17 protein-coding genes are annotated in these 17422 nt (G+C 65.0%); 5 read left to right on the forward strand and 12 right to left on the reverse strand.

Features of this window, described 5'->3' with window-relative positions:
• Positions 1–22: 22 nt before the first annotated feature.
• On the reverse strand, positions 23–679 hold the full coding sequence (locus tag SMCB_RS09365) for a PilN domain-containing protein (protein ID WP_045536556.1): 657 nt from the start codon (positions 677–679) through the stop codon (positions 23–25).
• Positions 676–1755, reverse strand: coding sequence for a pilus assembly protein PilM (locus SMCB_RS09370; RefSeq protein ID WP_045537971.1), 1080 nt, complete (start codon positions 1753–1755; stop codon positions 676–678). The genes SMCB_RS09365 and SMCB_RS09370 overlap by 4 nt, the downstream gene beginning before the upstream one ends.
• A 333-nt stretch (positions 1756–2088) precedes the next feature.
• Here SMCB_RS09370 and SMCB_RS09375 point away from each other — a divergent pair, with 333 nt between their 5' ends.
• The gene (locus SMCB_RS09375; protein ID WP_045536558.1) at positions 2089–4407 is read left to right on the forward strand and encodes a penicillin-binding protein 1A; all 2319 of its coding nucleotides are present in this window, start codon (positions 2089–2091) and stop codon (positions 4405–4407) included.
• Here SMCB_RS09375 and cyaY read toward each other — a convergent pair.
• Positions 4391–4726 carry an iron donor protein CyaY gene (gene cyaY / locus SMCB_RS09380; protein WP_045536562.1) on the reverse strand — a complete coding sequence of 112 codons (336 nt, stop codon included), beginning with the start codon at positions 4724–4726 and terminating at the stop codon, positions 4391–4393. The genes SMCB_RS09375 and cyaY overlap by 17 nt on opposite strands.
• A gap of 12 nt (positions 4727–4738) precedes the next feature.
• Between cyaY and lptM the strand changes: the two genes are divergently transcribed.
• Both lptM and lysA read left to right on the forward strand, forming a co-directional pair.
• The gene (gene lptM, locus SMCB_RS13325) at positions 4739–4921 is read left to right on the forward strand and encodes an LPS translocon maturation chaperone LptM (protein WP_144400329.1); all 183 of its coding nucleotides are present in this window, start codon (positions 4739–4741) and stop codon (positions 4919–4921) included.
• Positions 4922–4971: 50 nt separating this feature from the next.
• Positions 4972–6264 (forward strand): diaminopimelate decarboxylase, encoded by a 1293-nt coding sequence (gene lysA / locus SMCB_RS09385; RefSeq protein ID WP_045536563.1) that lies wholly within the window; start codon positions 4972–4974, stop codon positions 6262–6264.
• A 121-nt stretch (positions 6265–6385) separates the two neighbouring features.
• On the opposite strand, the gene ccsB is transcribed toward lysA, so the two are convergent.
• The 4 genes from ccsB to SMCB_RS13330 form a co-directional block, all read right to left on the reverse strand.
• Positions 6386–7777, reverse strand: coding sequence for a c-type cytochrome biogenesis protein CcsB (gene ccsB, locus SMCB_RS09390; protein ID WP_045536564.1), 1392 nt, complete (start codon positions 7775–7777; stop codon positions 6386–6388).
• Positions 7774–9927 carry a cytochrome c biogenesis protein ResB gene (locus SMCB_RS09395; RefSeq protein ID WP_045536565.1) on the reverse strand — a complete coding sequence of 718 codons (2154 nt, stop codon included), beginning with the start codon at positions 9925–9927 and terminating at the stop codon, positions 7774–7776. Before SMCB_RS09395 ends, ccsB begins: the two co-directional genes overlap by 4 nt.
• 187 nt (positions 9928–10114) lie before the next feature.
• Positions 10115–10750 carry a c-type cytochrome gene (locus tag SMCB_RS09400; protein ID WP_045536566.1) on the reverse strand — a complete coding sequence of 212 codons (636 nt, stop codon included), beginning with the start codon at positions 10748–10750 and terminating at the stop codon, positions 10115–10117.
• Positions 10751–10852: 102 nt separating this feature from the next.
• Positions 10853–10978: an SWIM zinc finger family protein gene (locus tag SMCB_RS13330; protein ID WP_420834891.1), complete on the reverse strand. Its 126-nt coding sequence runs from the start codon at positions 10976–10978 to the stop codon at positions 10853–10855.
• On the opposite strand from SMCB_RS13330, the gene yihA reads away from it, so the two are divergent.
• Positions 10938–11543, forward strand: coding sequence for a ribosome biogenesis GTP-binding protein YihA/YsxC (yihA, locus tag SMCB_RS09405; protein WP_420834892.1), 606 nt, complete (start codon positions 10938–10940; stop codon positions 11541–11543). The genes SMCB_RS13330 and yihA overlap by 41 nt on opposite strands.
• On the opposite strand, the gene SMCB_RS09410 is transcribed toward yihA, so the two are convergent.
• A complete protein-coding gene (locus tag SMCB_RS09410) occupies positions 11540–12412 on the reverse strand; it encodes an LpxL/LpxP family acyltransferase (RefSeq protein ID WP_045536568.1) in 873 nt (290 codons plus the stop codon). The genes yihA and SMCB_RS09410 overlap by 4 nt on opposite strands.
• A 154-nt stretch (positions 12413–12566) precedes the next feature.
• Between SMCB_RS09410 and metK the strand changes: the two genes are divergently transcribed.
• The gene (gene metK, locus SMCB_RS09415) at positions 12567–13748 is read left to right on the forward strand and encodes a methionine adenosyltransferase (RefSeq protein ID WP_045537974.1); all 1182 of its coding nucleotides are present in this window, start codon (positions 12567–12569) and stop codon (positions 13746–13748) included.
• 14 nt (positions 13749–13762) lie between these two features.
• Here metK and rfbC read toward each other — a convergent pair whose 3' ends face one another.
• From rfbC to rfbB, 4 genes are read right to left on the reverse strand one after another with little or no spacing between them, the layout of a single operon-like run.
• Positions 13763–14332, reverse strand: a complete 570-nt coding sequence (rfbC, locus tag SMCB_RS09420; protein ID WP_045536570.1) for a dTDP-4-dehydrorhamnose 3,5-epimerase — start codon at positions 14330–14332, stop codon at positions 13763–13765.
• A gap of 47 nt (positions 14333–14379) precedes the next feature.
• Complete coding sequence (gene rfbA, locus SMCB_RS09425) at positions 14380–15267, reverse strand: glucose-1-phosphate thymidylyltransferase RfbA (RefSeq protein WP_045536572.1); 888 nt, start codon at positions 15265–15267, stop codon at positions 14380–14382.
• Positions 15268–15293: 26 nt separating this feature from the next.
• Positions 15294–16226 (reverse strand): dTDP-4-dehydrorhamnose reductase, encoded by a 933-nt coding sequence (gene rfbD, locus SMCB_RS09430; protein ID WP_045536573.1) that lies wholly within the window; start codon positions 16224–16226, stop codon positions 15294–15296.
• Positions 16223–17332, reverse strand: a complete 1110-nt coding sequence (gene rfbB / locus SMCB_RS09435; RefSeq protein ID WP_045536574.1) for a dTDP-glucose 4,6-dehydratase — start codon at positions 17330–17332, stop codon at positions 16223–16225. Before rfbB ends, rfbD begins: the two co-directional genes overlap by 4 nt.
• Positions 17333–17422: the final 90 nt, after the last annotated feature.

A 17422-nucleotide genomic window follows, 5' to 3' on the forward strand; every position in this document is an offset into this window, starting at 1 on the left:
GGCCCTCTCAATGCGGCTGCGCTTAGACTCGACCGCCAGTGGCCGCCGGTGCAGGCGATTGACCTGCTGGCTGCGTCTGGCCGGGTTGCGCCGGTGTTGAACCTTGCGGGCTGGTTTGCGTATTGGGGCTAAGGGTCAAACGCACCGAAAAATTGAACACGCGGCGCTGATCGCGCGGCCCAAGGGCCAACGTTGCAGCAGTGATTTCGACCAGATGCGGTTGAGTGAGCCATGGGCTGCGACCGCCAAAATTGCGCAGCAACTCGGACACCCGCTCCTGCGATTGAGCCACCCCGGTCAAGGTGATGGCTGCAGCCTCTTGGCGCAGCGCCGTCAGGTGCACGCCTTCGGGCAGCAGCCGCACCATCTCGTCGAGCAAATGCACAGGCAAATTGCGCCCGGCTTGCAAGCTCTCTACGGCAGCCTGGCGCGACTTGAGGCCATCGAGCTCCTGCTGCAAGGTGGCCACTTCGCGAATCTGGACATCCAGCTTTTGGATCTCGGCCTGGATGAACTGGTTGCGCTCCTGCTGCCCACTGATCTGCAGCTGGAAAAAACCATAGACCAGAGCCGCCAGAACCAGGCCTGCACCTATCGCCAAACCCAGGTTGACGAAAAACTGCTCGCGCTTTTTCTTGCGCGCAATTTCGCGGTGGGGTAATAAATTGATAGCGATCATGAAGAATACCTGCGCATAGCCAAGCCCGTGGCCACCAAAAACGCCGTGCTGCTATCCGCCCCTTTGGCCGAGACTGAGGCAGCCGATAGCGCCATGCCTTCAAAGGGGTTGACAATCTTGCAAGGGAAGGATGTTTGATTCATGACCGCCACCTCGATCCCAGGCACCGCGGCCGCCCCACCCGACAGCAACACGTAATCCACCTTGTTGTGCGGGGTGCTGGTAAAGAAAAACTGAAGGGCACGGCCTATATCTTGCCCTAGCTGACTCTGGTAGGGCGAGAGCACGGCTTCGTGGTAATCGGGTGCAAAGGCGGCGGATTTCTTCTTGCTTTCGGCTTCTTCAGGAGAGATCGAGTAGTGTCGAGCGATCCACGCCGTCAACTGATTGCCACCAAAATTCTGCTCGCGCTCGTAGACCATGTCTTCGTTGCGAATGACCTGCAAGCTCGAGTTTTGCGAGCCCAGCTCGAACAGGGCAACCAGCATGTTTTCCCCTCGATTCGGCAATGCCTCGATCACCCGAGCGGCCGCCAACCTTGAAGCGAACGACTCCACATCAAGCAGCACCGGCACCAAGCCGGCCGCCTCGGCCAGGCCTTGACGGTCTGAGACCTTCTCTTTGCGCGAAGCCACCAGCAGCACCTCGACAAAATCGGGCATCTTGGGCGCCGGACCCACAACACAAAAATCGAGGCTGACCTCAGCCAGCGGGAACGGAATGTACTGCGCCGCCTCAGACTCAACCTGAAGCTCCAACTCTGCCTCACTCAACCCAGCAGGCAGGTTGATTTTTTTGGTGATCACGGCCGAACCCGGCAAGGCCAACGCGGCGCTGCGGGTTTTGCTGCCCGACTTTTTGACCAACCGCTTGAGTGCAGATGCCACTTGGTCAAATTGCTCAATGTTGCCTTCCTTGACCCATCCGCGCTCCAAGGGCTCTACGGCGCAGTGCAGAACCTCCCAGCGACCAGAGGGATCACGCTGCAGCTCAACCAGCCGGAGTGAGTTTGTGCTGACGTCGATCCCCAGCAAGGGAGCGGGTTCCCGACGAAGTAGCGTTCTGATTGAGACCAAATTCACCCCCAAGAGCGGTTACGGTTCGACACAAAAAGGGACATGTATCAAACCTAGCATCAAGCAGACGGTTTAAGTACCACTGGCCTGGGCTGCCGTTGAAAAAAACGATGCGCCAAGTTGGCACAGTGTAGCCACAAGGCAAGTAAGTTTACAAACTTTGACAGACTCTAAGCCATCCGAGCGCACGATCAGGCTGCTTTTTTTATAATCCGATACCTTAGATGCAAAATATTCATGTCCGCCACCTCGCCTCGCTCGCCTGAGCCCGACCCGCATCGGGCCGCTTCTACCCGCACAAAGCCTGTAGGCTGGTCGCGCCGCGTGAGGTCGATGGCGTTTACCGCCATCGTCGCATCGGTAGTGGCTGCGTTTGCGGGCGCGGTGTTGCTGGGCCTCGCCGTGACCTTGGCCTACCCCAAGCTGCCCGATGTCACCAGCCTGAGCGACTACCGCCCCAAATTGCCCCTGCGCGTCTATGCACGCGACGGCGAGCTGATCGGCGAGTTTGGCGAGGAGCGGCGCAACATGACGCCCTTTGCCGAAATCCCGCCGGTGATGATCCAAGCCGTGCTGGCGATCGAGGACGAGCGCTTTTTCGAGCACGGCGGGGTTGACTTTCGCGGTGTGGCGCGTGCGGCGCTGGCCAATGTGTTCGACCCCCTGAGCCAAGGCGCCTCGACCATCACCATGCAGGTGGCGCGCAACATGTTCCTGACCAAGGACCGCACCTTTTTGCGCAAGTTCTACGAGGTGCTGCTCACGTTCAAGCTCGAACGCCTGCTAACCAAGGAAGAAATTCTGGAAATCTACATGAACCAGATCTTCCTTGGGCACCGCTCTTATGGTTTTGCGGCGGCGGCGCAGACCTACTTTGGCAAGCCGCTGGCCCAGCTTTCAGTTGCCGAAGCAGCCATGCTGGCCGGCCTGCCCAAAGCCCCATCGGCCTTCAACCCGATCAGCAACCCGCGCCGCGCTCGCATCCGCCAACTGCACATCATCGACCAGATGCTGGCCAATGGCTTTATCACGGCCGAGCAGGCGCAAGCCGCCCGGGATGAGCCGCTGCAGCTGCGTCGCCTCGACCCCGAGCAGTTCATCCACGCCAACCACGTGGCCGAAATGGTGCGCCAGCAGGTGTTTGCCCAGTACGGTGAGGCCGCTTACGCGCGTGGCTTGCGGGTTTACACCACCATCGACGCCGACCAGCAGCGGGCCGCTGTGCGGGCGGTGCGCCAAGGCGTGATCAACTTTGAACGTCGCCAGCACTACCGCGGCCCCGAGCGCTTCATCGAGCTGCCTGCGGAGGCCGCTGCGCGCGAAGCCGCCATCGACGCGGCGTTGACAGCGATCCCCGACTTCAACGGCTTTGTCACCGCCGTGGTGCTCGAAGCCAGCGCGCGCCGGGTGCTGCTCAGCCGCGGCGAGGTGGCCCCGATCGAGGTTACAGGCACCGGCCTCGATTCGGTGCGCTCCGGGCTGGCCACCAACGCGCCGCCGCACCTGCAGCTGCGCCCCGGCGCGGTGGTGCGGCTGGTGCGCGACGCGCAGCAACGCTGGGCCATCACCCAGAAACCAGTGGTGGAGGCCGCTTTTGTGGCCATGGATCCGCGCAACGGCGAAATCCGCGCCTTGGTCGGCGGCTTTGACTTCGATCGCAACCAGTTCAACCGCGTCATCCAGTCGCAGCGCCAGCCGGGCTCGGCGCTCAAGCCTTTCATCTATTCGGCCGCGCTCGAACACGGCGTCATGGCCTCGACCTTGGTCAACGACGCGCCGCTGTTTTTTAGCGCCGCCGCCACCGGCGGCCGGGCCTGGGAGCCGCGCAACTACGACGGCCAGTTCGAGGGCCCGATGACCGTGCGCACGGCCTTGGCGCGCTCGCGCAACATCCCCTCGATCAGCGTGCTCAAGGCAGTGGGGCCGAGCAACGCCCAGCAGTGGCTGACGCGCTTTGGCTTTGAGGCCGAGCGCCACCCCCCGTATCTGGCCATGGCGCTGGGTGCGGGCGCCGTCACGCCGCTGCAACTGGCCAGCGCCTACGGTGTGTTCGCCAACGGGGGTTTTTACACCCCACCGGTGCTCATCACCCGCATCACCGACCACGAGGGCAAGGTGCTGATGCAAGCGCCGGCGCGCGGGCTCGAGCACGCGCAGCGTGTGATCCCGGAGCGCAATGCCTTCGTCATGACTCAGCTCATGGGTGAAATCACGCGCAGCGGCACGGCGGCACGGGTGCAATCGACCTTGCGCCGCCCCGACTTGTACGGCAAAACCGGCACCACCAACGACGCGGTCGATGTCTGGTTTGCCGGCTTTCACCCAACCCTGTCGGCGGTGGCCTGGATGGGCCACGACACACCGCGCAACCTGGGGCGCAACGCCACCGGCGGCTCGCTGGCGTTGCCGATCTGGATCGACTTCATGCGCGAGGCCTTGGCCGGGGTGCCGGTGCAACAGCCCAACGCACCCGCCGGGCTGATGGTGGCCGGAGGGGAGTGGTACTACGAGGAATCTGGCCCAGGACAAGGCGTGGCCTCGCTGGGCATGGCCGACGCCGACACCGCGCCAGAGGGCGCGGCCGAAATCGCCCCGCCCATGGCGGCAGAGGACCGGCGCAACATCTTGGACTTGTTTACCCGCCCGAACTGAAGCGCAGCGCCGCCCCGGCTTGGGCGCTGGCTTCTTGCGAGAGGCGCTCGTAAAACTCCCCCGCCCCTTTGGTGTCGAGCCACTGCTGGCCATCGAAGCGGTAGTGGGTGCCGCCGCTGCGCGCCGCCATCCACACCTCGTGCAGGGGTTTTTGCAGGTTGATGACGATCTGGCTGCCGTTGCGAAACACCAGCGTGACCATGCCGCCCACGCGCTGGTTGTCGATGTCCACCTCGGATTCGTCGTTGATGCGGTCGCAGCAGCGCTCGACCGCCCGCAGCAGGGCTTCGGCGTGGTTTAAATAGTCGGTGTCGTTCATTACAATCGCGCCATGCATGATTCAAACGGCATTGTAGGCTTGAAGCCTGGTGAGCACACAGCGGCTTTACCCTCTCACCTGCGGCTGCTGTGCTTAAGCGCCTGCCTGGGGCTGCTTTTGCTCGCCTTGCCGGGGTGCGGCCAAAAGGGGCCGCTGTATTTGCCTAGTGCAACCGAAGCGGGAACCCCGACTTAAGCGCACCACCCCGCCCGCGACAGCCCTACCCCTTTAGCCCAATCGTCCACATGTCAGCCTCCAATCCTGCGGCACCGACGGTGCCGGGCACACCCTTTTTCCATTATGCCGACGGCCACCTGCGGGTGGAAGGCTTGGCGCTGGCCGACCTTGCGCGCGAGCATGGCACGCCGCTGTTCGTCTATTCCCAGGCCGCGCTGCTGGCCGCGCTGGGCGCCTACCAGCGCGCCTTGCAGGGGCGCGCGGCGCTCATTTGCTACGCCGTCAAGGCCAACCCCAACCTGGCCCTGCTGCAGACCCTGGTGCAAGCGGGCTGCGGGCTGGATATCGTCTCGGGCGGCGAGCTGCAGCGGGCGCTGCACAGCGGCGTGGCACCTGAGCGCATCGTGTTTTCGGGCGTGGGTAAGACCCGCGCCGAGATGCGCCAGGCGCTGCAGGCCGGCATCGGTTGCTTCAACGTCGAGAGCTTGCCCGAGATCGAAGTTTTGAACCTTGAGGCGCTGTCGCTGGGGCGGCAAGCGCCGCTGAGCCTGCGCGTAAACCCCGACGTGGACGCCCGCACCCACCCCTACATCTCGACCGGGCTCAAAAGCAACAAGTTTGGCATCGCGCACACCGAGGCCCTAGGTGCCTACCGCCGCGCGGCGTCGTTGCCGGGCTTGCGCATCGTGGGCATTGACTGCCACATCGGCTCGCAGATCACCGACAGCGCGCCCTACCTCGACGCGCTCGAGCGTGTGCTCGACCTGGTGGCAGCCCTGCAGGCCGCAGGCATCGCGCTCGAACACCTCGATTTGGGTGGCGGCTTAGGCATCACCTACCTCGACGAGTGCCCACCGGCGGCCGACGCCTTGTTCGCCGCCGTGCTGCAGCGCATGGAGGCGCGCGGCTTTGGCAACTTGAAGCTGCTGCTCGAGCCGGGGCGCTCGCTGGTGGGCAATGCGGGCGTGTGCCTGACCGAGGCGCTCTACCTCAAGCCCGGACTGGCCAAAAACTTCCTCATCGTCGATGCCGGCATGAACGACCTGCCGCGGCCGGCGCTGTATCAGGCCTATCACGCCATCGTGCCGCTGCAGTTGCGTCCGGCCCAAGCGGTGCAGTGCTACGAAGTGGTCGGACCGGTGTGCGAGAGCGGTGACTGGATCGGCCATGACCGCCTGTTGGCCGTGCAGCCCGGCGACTGGCTGGCGGTGTGCTCGGCCGGTGCCTATTGCACCAGCATGGCCAGCAACTACAACAGCCGAGGCCGCGCCGCCGAGGTGCTGGTCAGTGGCAGCAACGCACGCCTCATACGCCGGCGCGAAACGCTGGCCGATCAGCTTGGGCCCGAGCTCGGGCTCTAGTACCAAACCCCACACCAAGCGCCGGCCATGGCGGCTGGAGGCAAAAGCGAAAGCCAGCGCCGCCGCAACAAAAATGCGGCCTCGCTGGCTTTTGCGCCTCAGGGCGCGATCATTGCACGATTCAGAGCGCGCCGTAGCTGTGCAGGCCGCTCAGGAAGATGTTCACGCCCCAGAAGGTGAAGTTGGTGATAAAGAAGCCGGCGATCGCCCAGTAGGCCGCCACCGTGCCGCGCAAGCCATTGACCAAGCGCATGTGCAACCAGGCGGCGTAAGTGAACCAGCTGATCAGCGACCAGGTTTCTTTGGGGTCCCAACTCCAGTACGCGCCCCACGCTTCAGCCGCCCACAGCGCGCCCAAAATGGTGGCGATGGTGAAAAACAGCAGCCCAATGGCGATGCACTTGTACATGATGTCGTCGAGCACCTCGAGCGCTGGCAGCTTGGCCGCAAAGCGGTCGCGCGCCATGACGATGAACCCGATGATCAGGACCGCCACACCCACGTAGACCGCCCAGAAGTTGCTCATGCCCACGGCGGCAGCGTAGTTGGTCTCACCCGGCGCCACGGTGTAAACCCCGAACAAAAACGGCTCGAGCAAAAACACGGCGGCCAGCAGCCAAACCGGCGTCAGCTTGAGCCAGCTCAACTTGAAGGTGCTTTGCTTGAGCAGATAGGCAAAGGCCAGCATGGCCGCGATGGTCCAAGTGCCGTAGCTCACGAAGTTGGTGGGCACGTGCAGCTTCATCCACCAGCTTTGCAGGGCCGGGATGAGCGGCTGGATCTCGTGCGCTTCTCGCGTCACCATGTACCAGAGCAAAAAAGCCACCGAGGCGCTGACCACCAGCATAGAAAAAGCGCCGATCTTGCGCGTTTGGTACCGGTCTTCGTAGTAGAGGATGTAGAGCGTGGTCATCCAGCCGAACATGATGAACACTTCGTACAAATTGCTGATCGGGATGTAGCCCAAGCCGGTGTTGTGCAGGTAGGTCTCGTACCAGCGCACGCAAAACGCCACCAAGCCCATGGTGACCGCCACCCAAGCGATCTTGGCACCGACTTCCTCGAACCCGGCACCGTTTTTCTTTGCCAGCAAGCCCACCCAGTAAAACACGGTGCTGGCCAGCAGCAGCAGGCTCATGTGCAACACGGCGGTCTGGCTGGCCAAGAAGAACTTGAGCAGAAACACCTCTTCGGCGCGGGCATAAACGCCTACGCCATCGACCTGATAGAGTTCTATGGCGGTGAGCGACAGCACCGCCACCACCACGCTCAGGTAGCTGATCGGGCGCCAGAACCAAGCCAGCGCGATCCAGCTCGGGGCGGTGAGCAGCAGCACGAAAATCTCGTAGCGGTCGAGGTACGGCTGAAACAGGAAGTAGCTGTAGGTGAGGCCGCCCACCACCATGGCGGCAAAAATCCAGTCCCAAGCCTTGAGCCGGGAAAAATAACCCGGCCGCATGGGCTGCGAGCCCGCGCTCTTCTTGAGTTCAATGGTCTGTGTGGCAGCAGTCATGAGGTGGCCTCGGGTGCTTGATTAAACAGGTGACGGCGCAATTGCTCAAACTCGCGGTCGTTGTCGGAGATTTTACGGTTGGACGACATCGCCATGGTGGCATCCAGTGTGTCGGAGTCGGGTTTAGGCGCCAGCCAGACCCAGACCCGGCGCTCGCGCACGTAGAGCATGGCGATCATGCCGAGCGTCAACAACAGGCAGCCAAAGTAGACGATGTTGCGCCCTGGTGCGCGCGATACCTGAAACACGCTGGCCTCGACCTGCTCGAAGCTGGTCATCATGAAGGTCAGGGGCGCGGGGTAAAAGAACGAATCGCTCAGGCCCAGCACCGATTGGGTCATGAAGCTGGCGGTCTGCTCGTTGAGCGGGGCTGGGTTCAGGCCGGCGCGCTCGCGCGTGATCTGGTAGAGCTCGAGCAGGCTGCCGTTGAGGATGCGCAACATGAGCTCGCCGGCGCGCTCGCGCTCGGTCTCGGGCACGTTGACCTCGAGGAAGGCCGACACCGCCTGCAGCCCAGCCAGCACGGGCATGTCGCGCCGTGGCAAGGTGGCGATTTCGGGGTCTTGGCCTGCGAACAAATCGAGCGCCCGCTGCGCCGACAGCATCAGGGCCTGCTGCAGCTCGGCGCGCTGACCGGCGGCCGCCGCCGCCACGTAGCGCAGCACCGCTTCGCGCCGCAGCTGCGGGTCGGCCAGCGCCGTGCGCAAGCGTATGAAACCGTCGATGCTGTCGCGGTCGTCTACCGGGATGCGCAGGTAGCGGAAGTCATCGGCCTCGGTCTCGCGCACGCCCAGCACGAACACGCGCCGGCCGTCGAGGTCGATGGGCAACATGAAGTTGTGGAACTCGCGCGCTTGGCCGGCTGCGTCGCGCAAGCGGTAGGTGATGCTGGGGCCGACGTTTTTCATCTGGGCCTCGGCGACGGTGCGGTGCGCCGAACCGAGGCGCTGCGTGATCTCATTTTGCAAACTGAAGCCAGCGATGGCCGCTGCCTCTTCGGCGGCTTGGGTGTTGGCCAGGTTTTCGACGTTGTAGAGGCTGAAGTCGGTGAACTCGAGCGTGAAGGTCTCGCCGCCCCGGTGCAGCGTGGTCGATTGGCCGATGCGGCCCTCAACGGTAAAGGCCTCGGCGCCGTCGCCCATGGGCAAGCCGCGCAGCTGCACCAGCGAGCCGCCGTCGTCGTAGCTGGCCTGGAAGATGGTGACGCCGCGGTGGTGCGCCGGGTGGTTGACCTCGACCCGCTTGGGGATGATCTCGCCGGTGTATTTGTCGTGGATCAGGATTTCGCTGGCAAACAGGCGCGGCATGCCGGTGTCGTAGTACTCGACGATGAAGTCTTTGAGCTCGATCGAAAACGGTAGCTCTTGCAACAACACCCCGCCCGGCTGCGGCAGGATGGCGGTGCCGGTGTTGGCGCCTTCGGTGACCAAGATGCTGCCGCGGAAGGTGGGGTTCCAGTCGCTCAGGCGGTGCTGCTCGGGCACGTCCGAGATCAGGCCACCGCCCTCGAAGGTGGTTTTGCCCAAAAACAGGGTGTGCAACTGCACCATCAGGCGCCCATCGAGCAAGGCCCCGGCGCAGATGATCACGATCGCTGAGTGCGTGAGGATGTAACCGAGCTTGTTCCACGCCCCGGCCTTGGCCGCCACCATCCAGCCCACGCCGGCGGCGCTCTCGCGCCGTTGCAGCTTCACTTTCCAGCCCGAAGCCAGCAGGGTTTGGCCGATGCGCTGCGCCGCCGCTTCACCCGCTTCGGCGAGTTCAGCCCGCGCCTTGAAGGGGAAGGCCTTCAGGCTTTGTTCGCGCATGTCCTCTTTGAACTGGCGAATGTCGTTGAGCATCTTGGGCGAGGTGCGCACCACGCACAGCAAGGTGCTGGTGACCAAAAACAGCAGCATCAGGGCATACCACCAGGCGCTGAAGATGGTGTAGATGCCCATGATCTCGAACACCCGGTACCAGAACGGGCCGAACTGGTTGATGTAGTTGTTGAGGGGCTCGTTTTGCAGCACCACGGTGCCGCTGACCGAGGCGATGCTGATCACCGTCAGCAACGCGATGGCAAAGCGCATCGACGACAACAGCTCGATCAGATCGCGCACCAGCGGCGAGCCACGCTCGATGACGATGCCAGCAGTAGAAACACTCATCAGTTGCAAACCAGTGTGGGGGTGGGGCTCGGTTGAGCTGGGCGTAGCTTAGTGGCGCGTTGGGCGCTGCAGGTTCCCATCTATCGCAGCGATTGTCGGCTCTGGAGCGATCAAGGTGCGAGGCCAAGCAAAAAACCCCTCGATTTAGGAGGGGCCCAGAAAGTGCGGTGCGCTATAGGCCTAGGCCTTAACGCAGGCCAGCAATGAAGTCGGACACGGCCTCGATTTCGCGGTCGGTCATGTGGCGGGCGATGCGCGCCATTTCGGGGCTGTTGCCGCGCGCACCGGTGCGGAACTGTTTCATTTGGTCGGCGGTGTAGCGGGCGTGCTGACCTGCCAGACGCGGGTACAGCGCCGGCATGCCGCGCCCGGCCGGGCCGTGGCAGGCCATGCAAGAGGCGATGTTGCGATCGGCCAAGCCGGCGCGCCAAATGCGCTCGCCTTCGCGCACCAGTTCGGGGTCGCGGGCGTAGTTGGGGGCCGGGGTTTGGCGCGCCAACCAGTGCGAAACGTCGCGCTTGTCGTCGTCGGTGAGTGCGGCTGCAAAGCCCGACATGATGGCGTTTTGGCGCTTGCCCGATTTGTAGTCGCGCAGTTGCTTGATCAGGTACTCTGGCAACTGCCCGGCCAGCGAGGGGTTTTCGGCCATGGTCGAGTTGCCGGCCACGCCGTGGCAGGCCATGCACATCTGCATGTAAATTTGTTCACCGCGGGCGAAGTTGGGCACCGAGTCGGAGCGCGCCGCCTGGGCATGCGCAAACGAAGCAGTGAACGAAAAAGCAGCCAACGCGGCGGCCCCGATGAGCGTGACGAAAGATTTCATGTCGGATTCGGAGGTCAACGGCAAAAAAGGGGGAAAGTGCCCACGCAGCCACGAGCACAGGAGATTTTGTGCGTAATTCTACAATGCCGTATGCTGCCCGCTTCAAACAACCACACCCTTTACTCCAGTGACCCCTCTCTCTGAAGCCGGCAAAGCCGCCATGGCGTGGCTGCACACGGCGCGCTTTTTGACCGAAGCGCCACAACTGCAGCACCTGCCCGACTCCACTTTGCCCGAGATCGCCTTCGTCGGCCGCTCCAACGCCGGCAAGTCCACCTGCATCAACACCCTGACGCAGCAAAAGCGCCTCGCTTTTGCCTCCAAAACCCCCGGGCGCACGCAGAGCATCAACCTCTTTGCCCTAGGCAAACAGGGGCTGACCGACGCCGTGCTGGCCGACCTGCCCGGCTACGGCTACGCGGCGGTGCCGCAAGCGGCCAAGCGGCGCTGGCAAGAGGTGATGGCCAACTACCTGGTGAGCCGGCCCAACCTGCGCGCCGTGGTGCTGCTGTGCGATGCGCGCTTAGGGCTGACCGAACTCGACGAAGCGCTGCTGCAGGTCATCCGCCCACGGGTCGAGGATGGGCTAGCCTTCAGGGTGCTGCTCACCAAAGCCGACAAGCTCAACCGGCAGGAGGCCGCCAAGGCCTTGTCGGTGGCGCGCCTGCAAACCGCCGGCGGCAGCGCGCAGCTGTTTTCGGCCAGCAGCAAGCTCGGGCTGGAAGAAACCGCGATCCAGATTTGGGATTGGGCGCACCCGGAGGCCCCCGCTGCGGCCCCACCCCCGGCCTAGCCCTTGTAGCGCGCATAGCCCCACAGGTACTGCGCCGGGCAGTGCCCGATCACCGCCTGCATGGCCTGGTTGATCTGCGCCGCTGCGGCCTGCGGCTCGTGCGCCAGCGGCGCGCCCACCACATCTATCCACGGGCGCACGTGCAGCACGTAGCCGCGGCCCCAGCGCCGCCGCTCGCCCCAGATCAGCAACACCTGCGTGCCCGGCACCTGCGCCAGCCGCGCCGCCAGCGTCATGGTGTAGGCGCGGCGACCAAAAAACGGCGCCCACACCCCCATGCCGGCGGGCGGCACTTGGTCGGGCAGCAGGCCCACGGTCTGCCCCTGCTTGAGCGCTTTGAGCAACTGGCGCACCCCGCTCAGGTCGGTGGGCACGCTGTGCATGCCGGGGCGCTCGCGCGCCGCCTGCAGCACCGGGTGCAGCGCCGCCACGCGCGGCGGCCGATAGAGCACGGTGATTGGGCGCGGGGCGTGCGCGTCCGCTTCCACCGCCCCCCCGCTTTGCCCCTCAGGCTGCACCCCAAAGCGCTGCGCATAGGCCTGAGCCGTGAGCTCAAAGCAGCCCAAGTGCGGTGTCAGAAACAGCAGCCCCTGGCCTTGGCGCAGCGCAGCTTCGATGTGCTGCGCCCCGTCCCAGCGCAGCGGAACCGGGGCCCCAAACCAGATGCGCGGCAGCTCCGCCATCTGTTGCCCGGCCGCGCCCACCGAGGCCCAGCGCACCCGCCCGGCCAGCCCGGCCTGGGCCGTGTGGTCGCGCCAGCGCTGGCGGTAGGTGGGGCTCAACAGCCAGATCAGCCAGCCCAGCAACCAGCCCAGCGCGTGCAGCGGCGGCAGCGGCAGCCGCCCCATGAGCCTGAAAAAAAACAGCATCGGGTGTCGATAGAAGCGGTGTCGTTACAATGCGCGCATCGCCGAGTTAGAGAACAACTTGCGGGCGATTCATAAATCCTGCTAAAGCGTTCGCCGCAGCACCTCCAGCGCCGGGCGAATCGCCCAAGCGCAATCCTTGGAGTGTATGCAACAAATGGCGAACGACTTTCTTTTCACCTCCGAATCGGTTTCCGAAGGCCACCCGGACAAGGTCGCCGACCAGATCTCGGACGCGATCCTGGACGCGATCTTCGAGCAAGACCCGCGCTCGCGCGTGGCTGCCGAAACGCTGACCAACACCGGGCTGGTGGTGCTGGCCGGCGAGATCACCACCAACGCGCACGTCGATTACATCCAGACCGCGCGCGACACCATTAAGCGCATCGGCTACGACAACACCGACTACGGCATCGACTACAAGGGCTGCGCCGTCATGGTCTGCTACGACAAGCAGAGCAACGACATCGCCCAAGGCGTGGACCACGCCAGCGACGACTACCTCAACACCGGCGCCGGCGACCAGGGCCTGATGTTCGGCTACGCCTGCGATGAAACGCCGGTGCTCATGCCCGCGCCCATCTACTACGCGCACCGCATCGTCGAGCGCCAGGCGCAACTGCGCAAAGACGGCCGCCTGCCCTTCTTGCGCCCCGACGCCAAGAGCCAGGTCACCATGCGCTACGTCGATGGCCGGCCACACAGCATCGACACCGTGGTGCTCTCGAGCCAACACGCGCCCGAGATGAGCGACGGCAAGCACATGCTGCCGGCCTTCATCGAGGCCTGCGTCGAAGAAATCATCAAGCCGGTGCTGCCGCGCGAGTGGCTGCAAAACACGCGCTACCTCATCAACCCCACCGGGCGCTTCGTGATTGGCGGCCCGCAAGGCGACTGCGGCCTGACCGGGCGCAAGATCATCGTGGACACCTACGGCGGCGCCTGCCCGCACGGCGGCGGTGCCTTCAGCGGCAAGGACCCGACCAAGGTCGATCGCTCGGCCGCCTACGCGGCGCGCTACGTGGCCAAAAACATCGTCGCCGCCGGGCTGGCCAAGCAGTGCCAGATTCAGGTCGCCTACGCCATCGGCGTGGCCAGGCCCATGAACGTGACCGTCTATACCGAAGGCACGGGCGTGATCCCGGACGACAAAATCGCCCACATCGTCGGTGAGGTGTTCGACCTGCGCCCGCGCGGCATCATCCAGATGCTGGACTTGTTGCGCCCGATCTACAGCAAAACCGCCGCCTACGGCCACTTCGGCCGCGACGAACCCGAGTTCACCTGGGAGCGCACCGACAAGGTGCAGGTGCTGCGCGAGCTGGCTGGGTTGAAGTAATCACCGCTGCCCGCTCAATCAAAACACTCCGCCTGCGCCAAGCTGGCCGCAGCCACGTCTTTGGCCGCCAGCAGCGGCTGCTCCACTCCGGCCTGCGTCAAGGGCCAGTGGATGCCCAGTGCCGCGTCGCACCAGAGCACGCTGCGCTCGTGCGCCGGGCTGTAATAGGCGGTGGTTTTGTAGAGGAATTCGGCCGATTCGCTGAGGGTGAGAAAGCCGTGCGCGAAACCCGGCGGCACCCAGAGCTGGCGGTGGTTGTCGGCCGACAGCTCAACCCCATCCCAACGGCCAAAGGTGGGGGAGCTGCGGCGCAAATCCACCACCACGTCATAGACCGCGCCGTGGGTGACGCGCACCAGCTTGCCCTGCGCCTGCGGTGGCAGCTGGTAGTGCAGGCCGCGCAGCACGCCGCGCGCCGAGCGGCTGTGGTTGTCTTGCACAAACTGCACGCCGGCCAAGCCGGTGGCGGCGTCGAAGTCGCGCTGGTTGAAGCTCTCGTAGAAGAAACCGCGCGCGTCGCCATAGACCTTGGGCGTGAGCACGAGCACGCCGGGCAAGGCGGTGGGGGTGACGGTGTAGGGCATGGGGGCTTGGGGCGGGCTAGGGCTAGGGCTGGGGTTGGGGGTTTGGGCTAGAACCGACGGCCTGTGCCCAGCAACGCCAGCAGGTACTGGCCGTAGCCGTTTTTGCGCAAGGGGGCGGCGAGGCGCTCGAGCTGGGCGGCATCGATCCAGCCGTTGCGCCAAGCGATTTCTTCCGGGCAAGCGACTTTGAGGCCTTGGCGGCGCTCGAGCGTGGCGATAAACTGACTGGCTTCGAGCAGGCTGTCGTGGGTGCCGGTGTCGAGCCAAGCATAGCCGCGGCCCATGGTCTGCACGTTGAGCTGGCCTTGCTCGAGGTAGGCTTGGTTGACGGCGGTGATTTCGAGCTCGCCGCGCGCGCTCGGGCGCACGGCTTTGGCGATCTCCACCACTTGCTGGTCGTAAAAATACAGGCCGGTGACGGCGTAGTTGCTCTTGGGTTGCACCGGTTTTTCTTCGATGCTGAGGGCGCGGCCTTGGGCGTCGAACTCGACCACGCCGTAGCGCTCGGGGTCGTGCACGTGGTAGGCGAACACGGTGGCGCCTTGGGTTTGGGCGCTGGCGGCGCGCACCAGCGGCTGGAAGTCGTGCCCGTGGTAGATGTTGTCGCCCAGCACCAGCGCGCTGTGGGCGCCGTCGATGAAGCGCTCACCGATGAGGAAGGCCTGCGCCAGCCCGTCGGGGCTGGGCTGCACGGCGTATTGCAGGCTCATGCCCCACTGCGCGCCGTCGCCCAGCAGCTGGGCAAAGCGCGGGGTGTCTTGCGGCGTGCTAATGATGAGCACCTCGCGCAGGCCCGCGAGCATGAGGGTGCTCAAGGGGTAGTAGATCATCGGCTTGTCATAAACTGGCAGCAGCTGTTTGCTGATGGCCAGCGTGGCCGGGTGCAGCCGGGTGCCGGAGCCACCGGCTAGGATGAGGCCTTTGCGAGAGGTCATGGTGTCTGTATCGGGGTTTGATTTTTTCACGCCAGCACCTCGGCCAACATGCGCTGCACGCCCTGCTGCCACGGCGGCAGGTGCAGGCCGAAGCGGCTTTGCAGCAAGGCGCAGTCGAGGCGCGAGTTGTGCGGGCGCTGCGCCGGGGTGGGGAAAGCGCTGCTGGGCACGGCGTCGATGGCCTGCACGCGCCAGTCGAGCTCGGGGCGCAAGCGCCGGGCCTGCTCGATCACGGCGCTGGCGTAGCCGTGCCAAGTGGTTTCGCCAGCGGCTGCGAGGTGGTAGGTGCCGGGTTCGGCAGCGCCTCTGAGCACCAGGGCCACGGCGTGGGCGCTGACGTCGGCGATCAGCTCGGCGCCGGTGGGGGCGCCGCATTGGTCATCGACCACGCTCAGGCGCTCGCGCTGCTGCGCCAGGCGCAGCATGGTTTTGGCGAAGTTGGCGCCGCGGGCGGCATAGACCCAGCTGGTGCGAAAGATCAGGTGCCGACGCCCGGCGGCGAGGATCGCCCCCTCCCCCGCCAGCTTGCTGTGGCCATAGACGTTGAGCGGGCCGGTCGGGCTGCCCTCGGCCCAAGGCAGGTGGCCGCTGCCGTTGAACACGTAGTCGGTGCTGTAGTGCACCAGCCAAGCCCCGCTCTGGTGCGCCAGTTGCGCCAGCAGGCCCGGCGCGTCGGCGTTGATGCGCTGCGCCAGCGCCGGCTCGCTCTCGGCTTTGTCGACTGCGGTGTAGGCGGCGGCGTTGACGATCACCTGCGGACGCAGCTGCTGCACCGTGCGCGCCAGCGCTTCGAGGTCGGCCAGATCGCCGCACAGCCGCGGCGCGTGCGGGTCGAGCGGATTCGGGCACGGGTGGCGGTCGAGGGCGATGAGTTCGCCCAGCGGCGCCAGGCTGCGCTGCAGCTCCCAGCCCACTTGGCCGTTTTTGCCCAGCAGCAGGATGCGCGGTGGGTGGCTCATGGGGCCTCCTGCGCTTGGCCGTAGTGCTGGCGCAGCCAGTCGCGGTAGCTGCCGCTTTGCACGTGCGCCACCCAATCGGGGTGCTCTAGGTACCAGCGCACGGTTTGGCGGATCCCGGTCTCGAAGGTGTGCGCCGGCTGCCAGCCGAGCTCGCGCGCTATTTTGCTGGCGTCGATGGCGTAGCGCCGGTCGTGGCCGGGGCGGTCGGCAACGAAGGCGATGAGCTCGGCGTAGCGCTGCAGCGGCACGCCGCTGTGGTGGTGGCGCACGCCACGCGCCTGCGCCGGGGCCAGCTCGTCGAGCAAGGCGCAGACGCTGTGCACGATCTCGAGGTTGGTTTTTTCGTTGCCACCGCCCACGTTATAAACCTCGCCCACGCGCCCGGCGGCGAGCACGCGGCGGATGGCGCTGCAGTGGTCTTGCACGTAGAGCCAGTCGCGCACCTGCAGGCCGTCGCCGTAGATGGGCAGCGGCGCGCCGGCCAGCGCCTTGACGATGAGCAGCGGAATCAGTTTTTCGGGGAAGTGGTAGGGACCGTAGTTGTTGGAGCAGTTGGTGGTGAGCACCGGCAGGCCGTAGCTGTGGTGCCAGGCGCGCACCAGGTGATCGCTGGCGGCCTTGCTGGCGCTGTAGGGGCTGTTGGGCTGGTAGGGGTGCTGCTCGGTGAAGGCTGGCTGACCGGGCTCGAGGCTGCCATAGACCTCGTCGGTGCTTACGTGCAGGAAGCGAAAGGCGGCTTGCTCGGTCGCGGGCAGCGCCGCCCAGTGGCCGCGCACGGCCTCGAGCAGCTCGTAGGTGCCCTGCACATTGGTTTGGATGAAGGCGCCCGGGCCGTGCAGCGAGCGATCGACGTGGCTTTCGGCGGCGAAGTTGAGCACGGCGCGCGGCCGGCGCTCGGCCAGCAGGCGCTGCACCAAGGGTCGGTCGCCGATGCTGCCGTGCACGAACTGGTGCCGCGCATCGGCTTGCAGGCTGGCGAGGTTTTCGAGGTTGCCGGCGTAGGTGAGCAGGTCGAGGTTGACGACCGGCTCGTCGCTCTGGGCCAGCCAGTCGAGCACGAAGTTGCTGCCGATGAATCCGGCACCGCCGGTGACAAGGATGGCCATGTGGGTGGGCTGCGCGGAGCTATAAAAACAGATGAATGATCATAACCGGCGCTGACTGGTGTCAATTGCTTGTCAATTGCTGTCTTGGCA

This window comes from Serpentinimonas maccroryi (assembly GCF_000828915.1).
Lineage (GTDB): Bacteria > Pseudomonadota > Gammaproteobacteria > Burkholderiales > Burkholderiaceae_C > Serpentinimonas > Serpentinimonas maccroryi.

Coding starts and splice junctions, on each gene's coding strand:
- SMCB_RS09365 (WP_045536556.1), bottom strand. CDS start 679: ATGATCGCTATCAATTTATTACCCCACCGCGAAATTGCGCGCAAGAAA.
- SMCB_RS09375 (WP_045536558.1), top strand. CDS start 2,089: ATGGCGTTTACCGCCATCGTCGCATCGGTAGTGGCTGCGTTTGCGGGC.
- cyaY (WP_045536562.1), bottom strand. CDS start 4,726: ATGAACGACACCGACTATTTAAACCACGCCGAAGCCCTGCTGCGGGCG.
- lptM (WP_144400329.1), top strand. CDS start 4,739: ATGCATGATTCAAACGGCATTGTAGGCTTGAAGCCTGGTGAGCACACA.
- lysA (WP_045536563.1), top strand. CDS start 4,972: ATGTCAGCCTCCAATCCTGCGGCACCGACGGTGCCGGGCACACCCTTT.
- ccsB (WP_045536564.1), bottom strand. CDS start 7,777: ATGACTGCTGCCACACAGACCATTGAACTCAAGAAGAGCGCGGGCTCG.
- SMCB_RS09395 (WP_045536565.1), bottom strand. CDS start 9,927: ATGAGTGTTTCTACTGCTGGCATCGTCATCGAGCGTGGCTCGCCGCTG.
- SMCB_RS09400 (WP_045536566.1), bottom strand. CDS start 10,750: ATGAAATCTTTCGTCACGCTCATCGGGGCCGCCGCGTTGGCTGCTTTT.
- SMCB_RS09410 (WP_045536568.1), bottom strand. CDS start 12,412: ATGCTGTTTTTTTTCAGGCTCATGGGGCGGCTGCCGCTGCCGCCGCTG.
- metK (WP_045537974.1), top strand. CDS start 12,567: ATGGCGAACGACTTTCTTTTCACCTCCGAATCGGTTTCCGAAGGCCAC.
- rfbC (WP_045536570.1), bottom strand. CDS start 14,332: ATGCCCTACACCGTCACCCCCACCGCCTTGCCCGGCGTGCTCGTGCTC.
- rfbA (WP_045536572.1), bottom strand. CDS start 15,267: ATGACCTCTCGCAAAGGCCTCATCCTAGCCGGTGGCTCCGGCACCCGG.
- rfbD (WP_045536573.1), bottom strand. CDS start 16,226: ATGAGCCACCCACCGCGCATCCTGCTGCTGGGCAAAAACGGCCAAGTG.
- rfbB (WP_045536574.1), bottom strand. CDS start 17,332: ATGGCCATCCTTGTCACCGGCGGTGCCGGATTCATCGGCAGCAACTTC.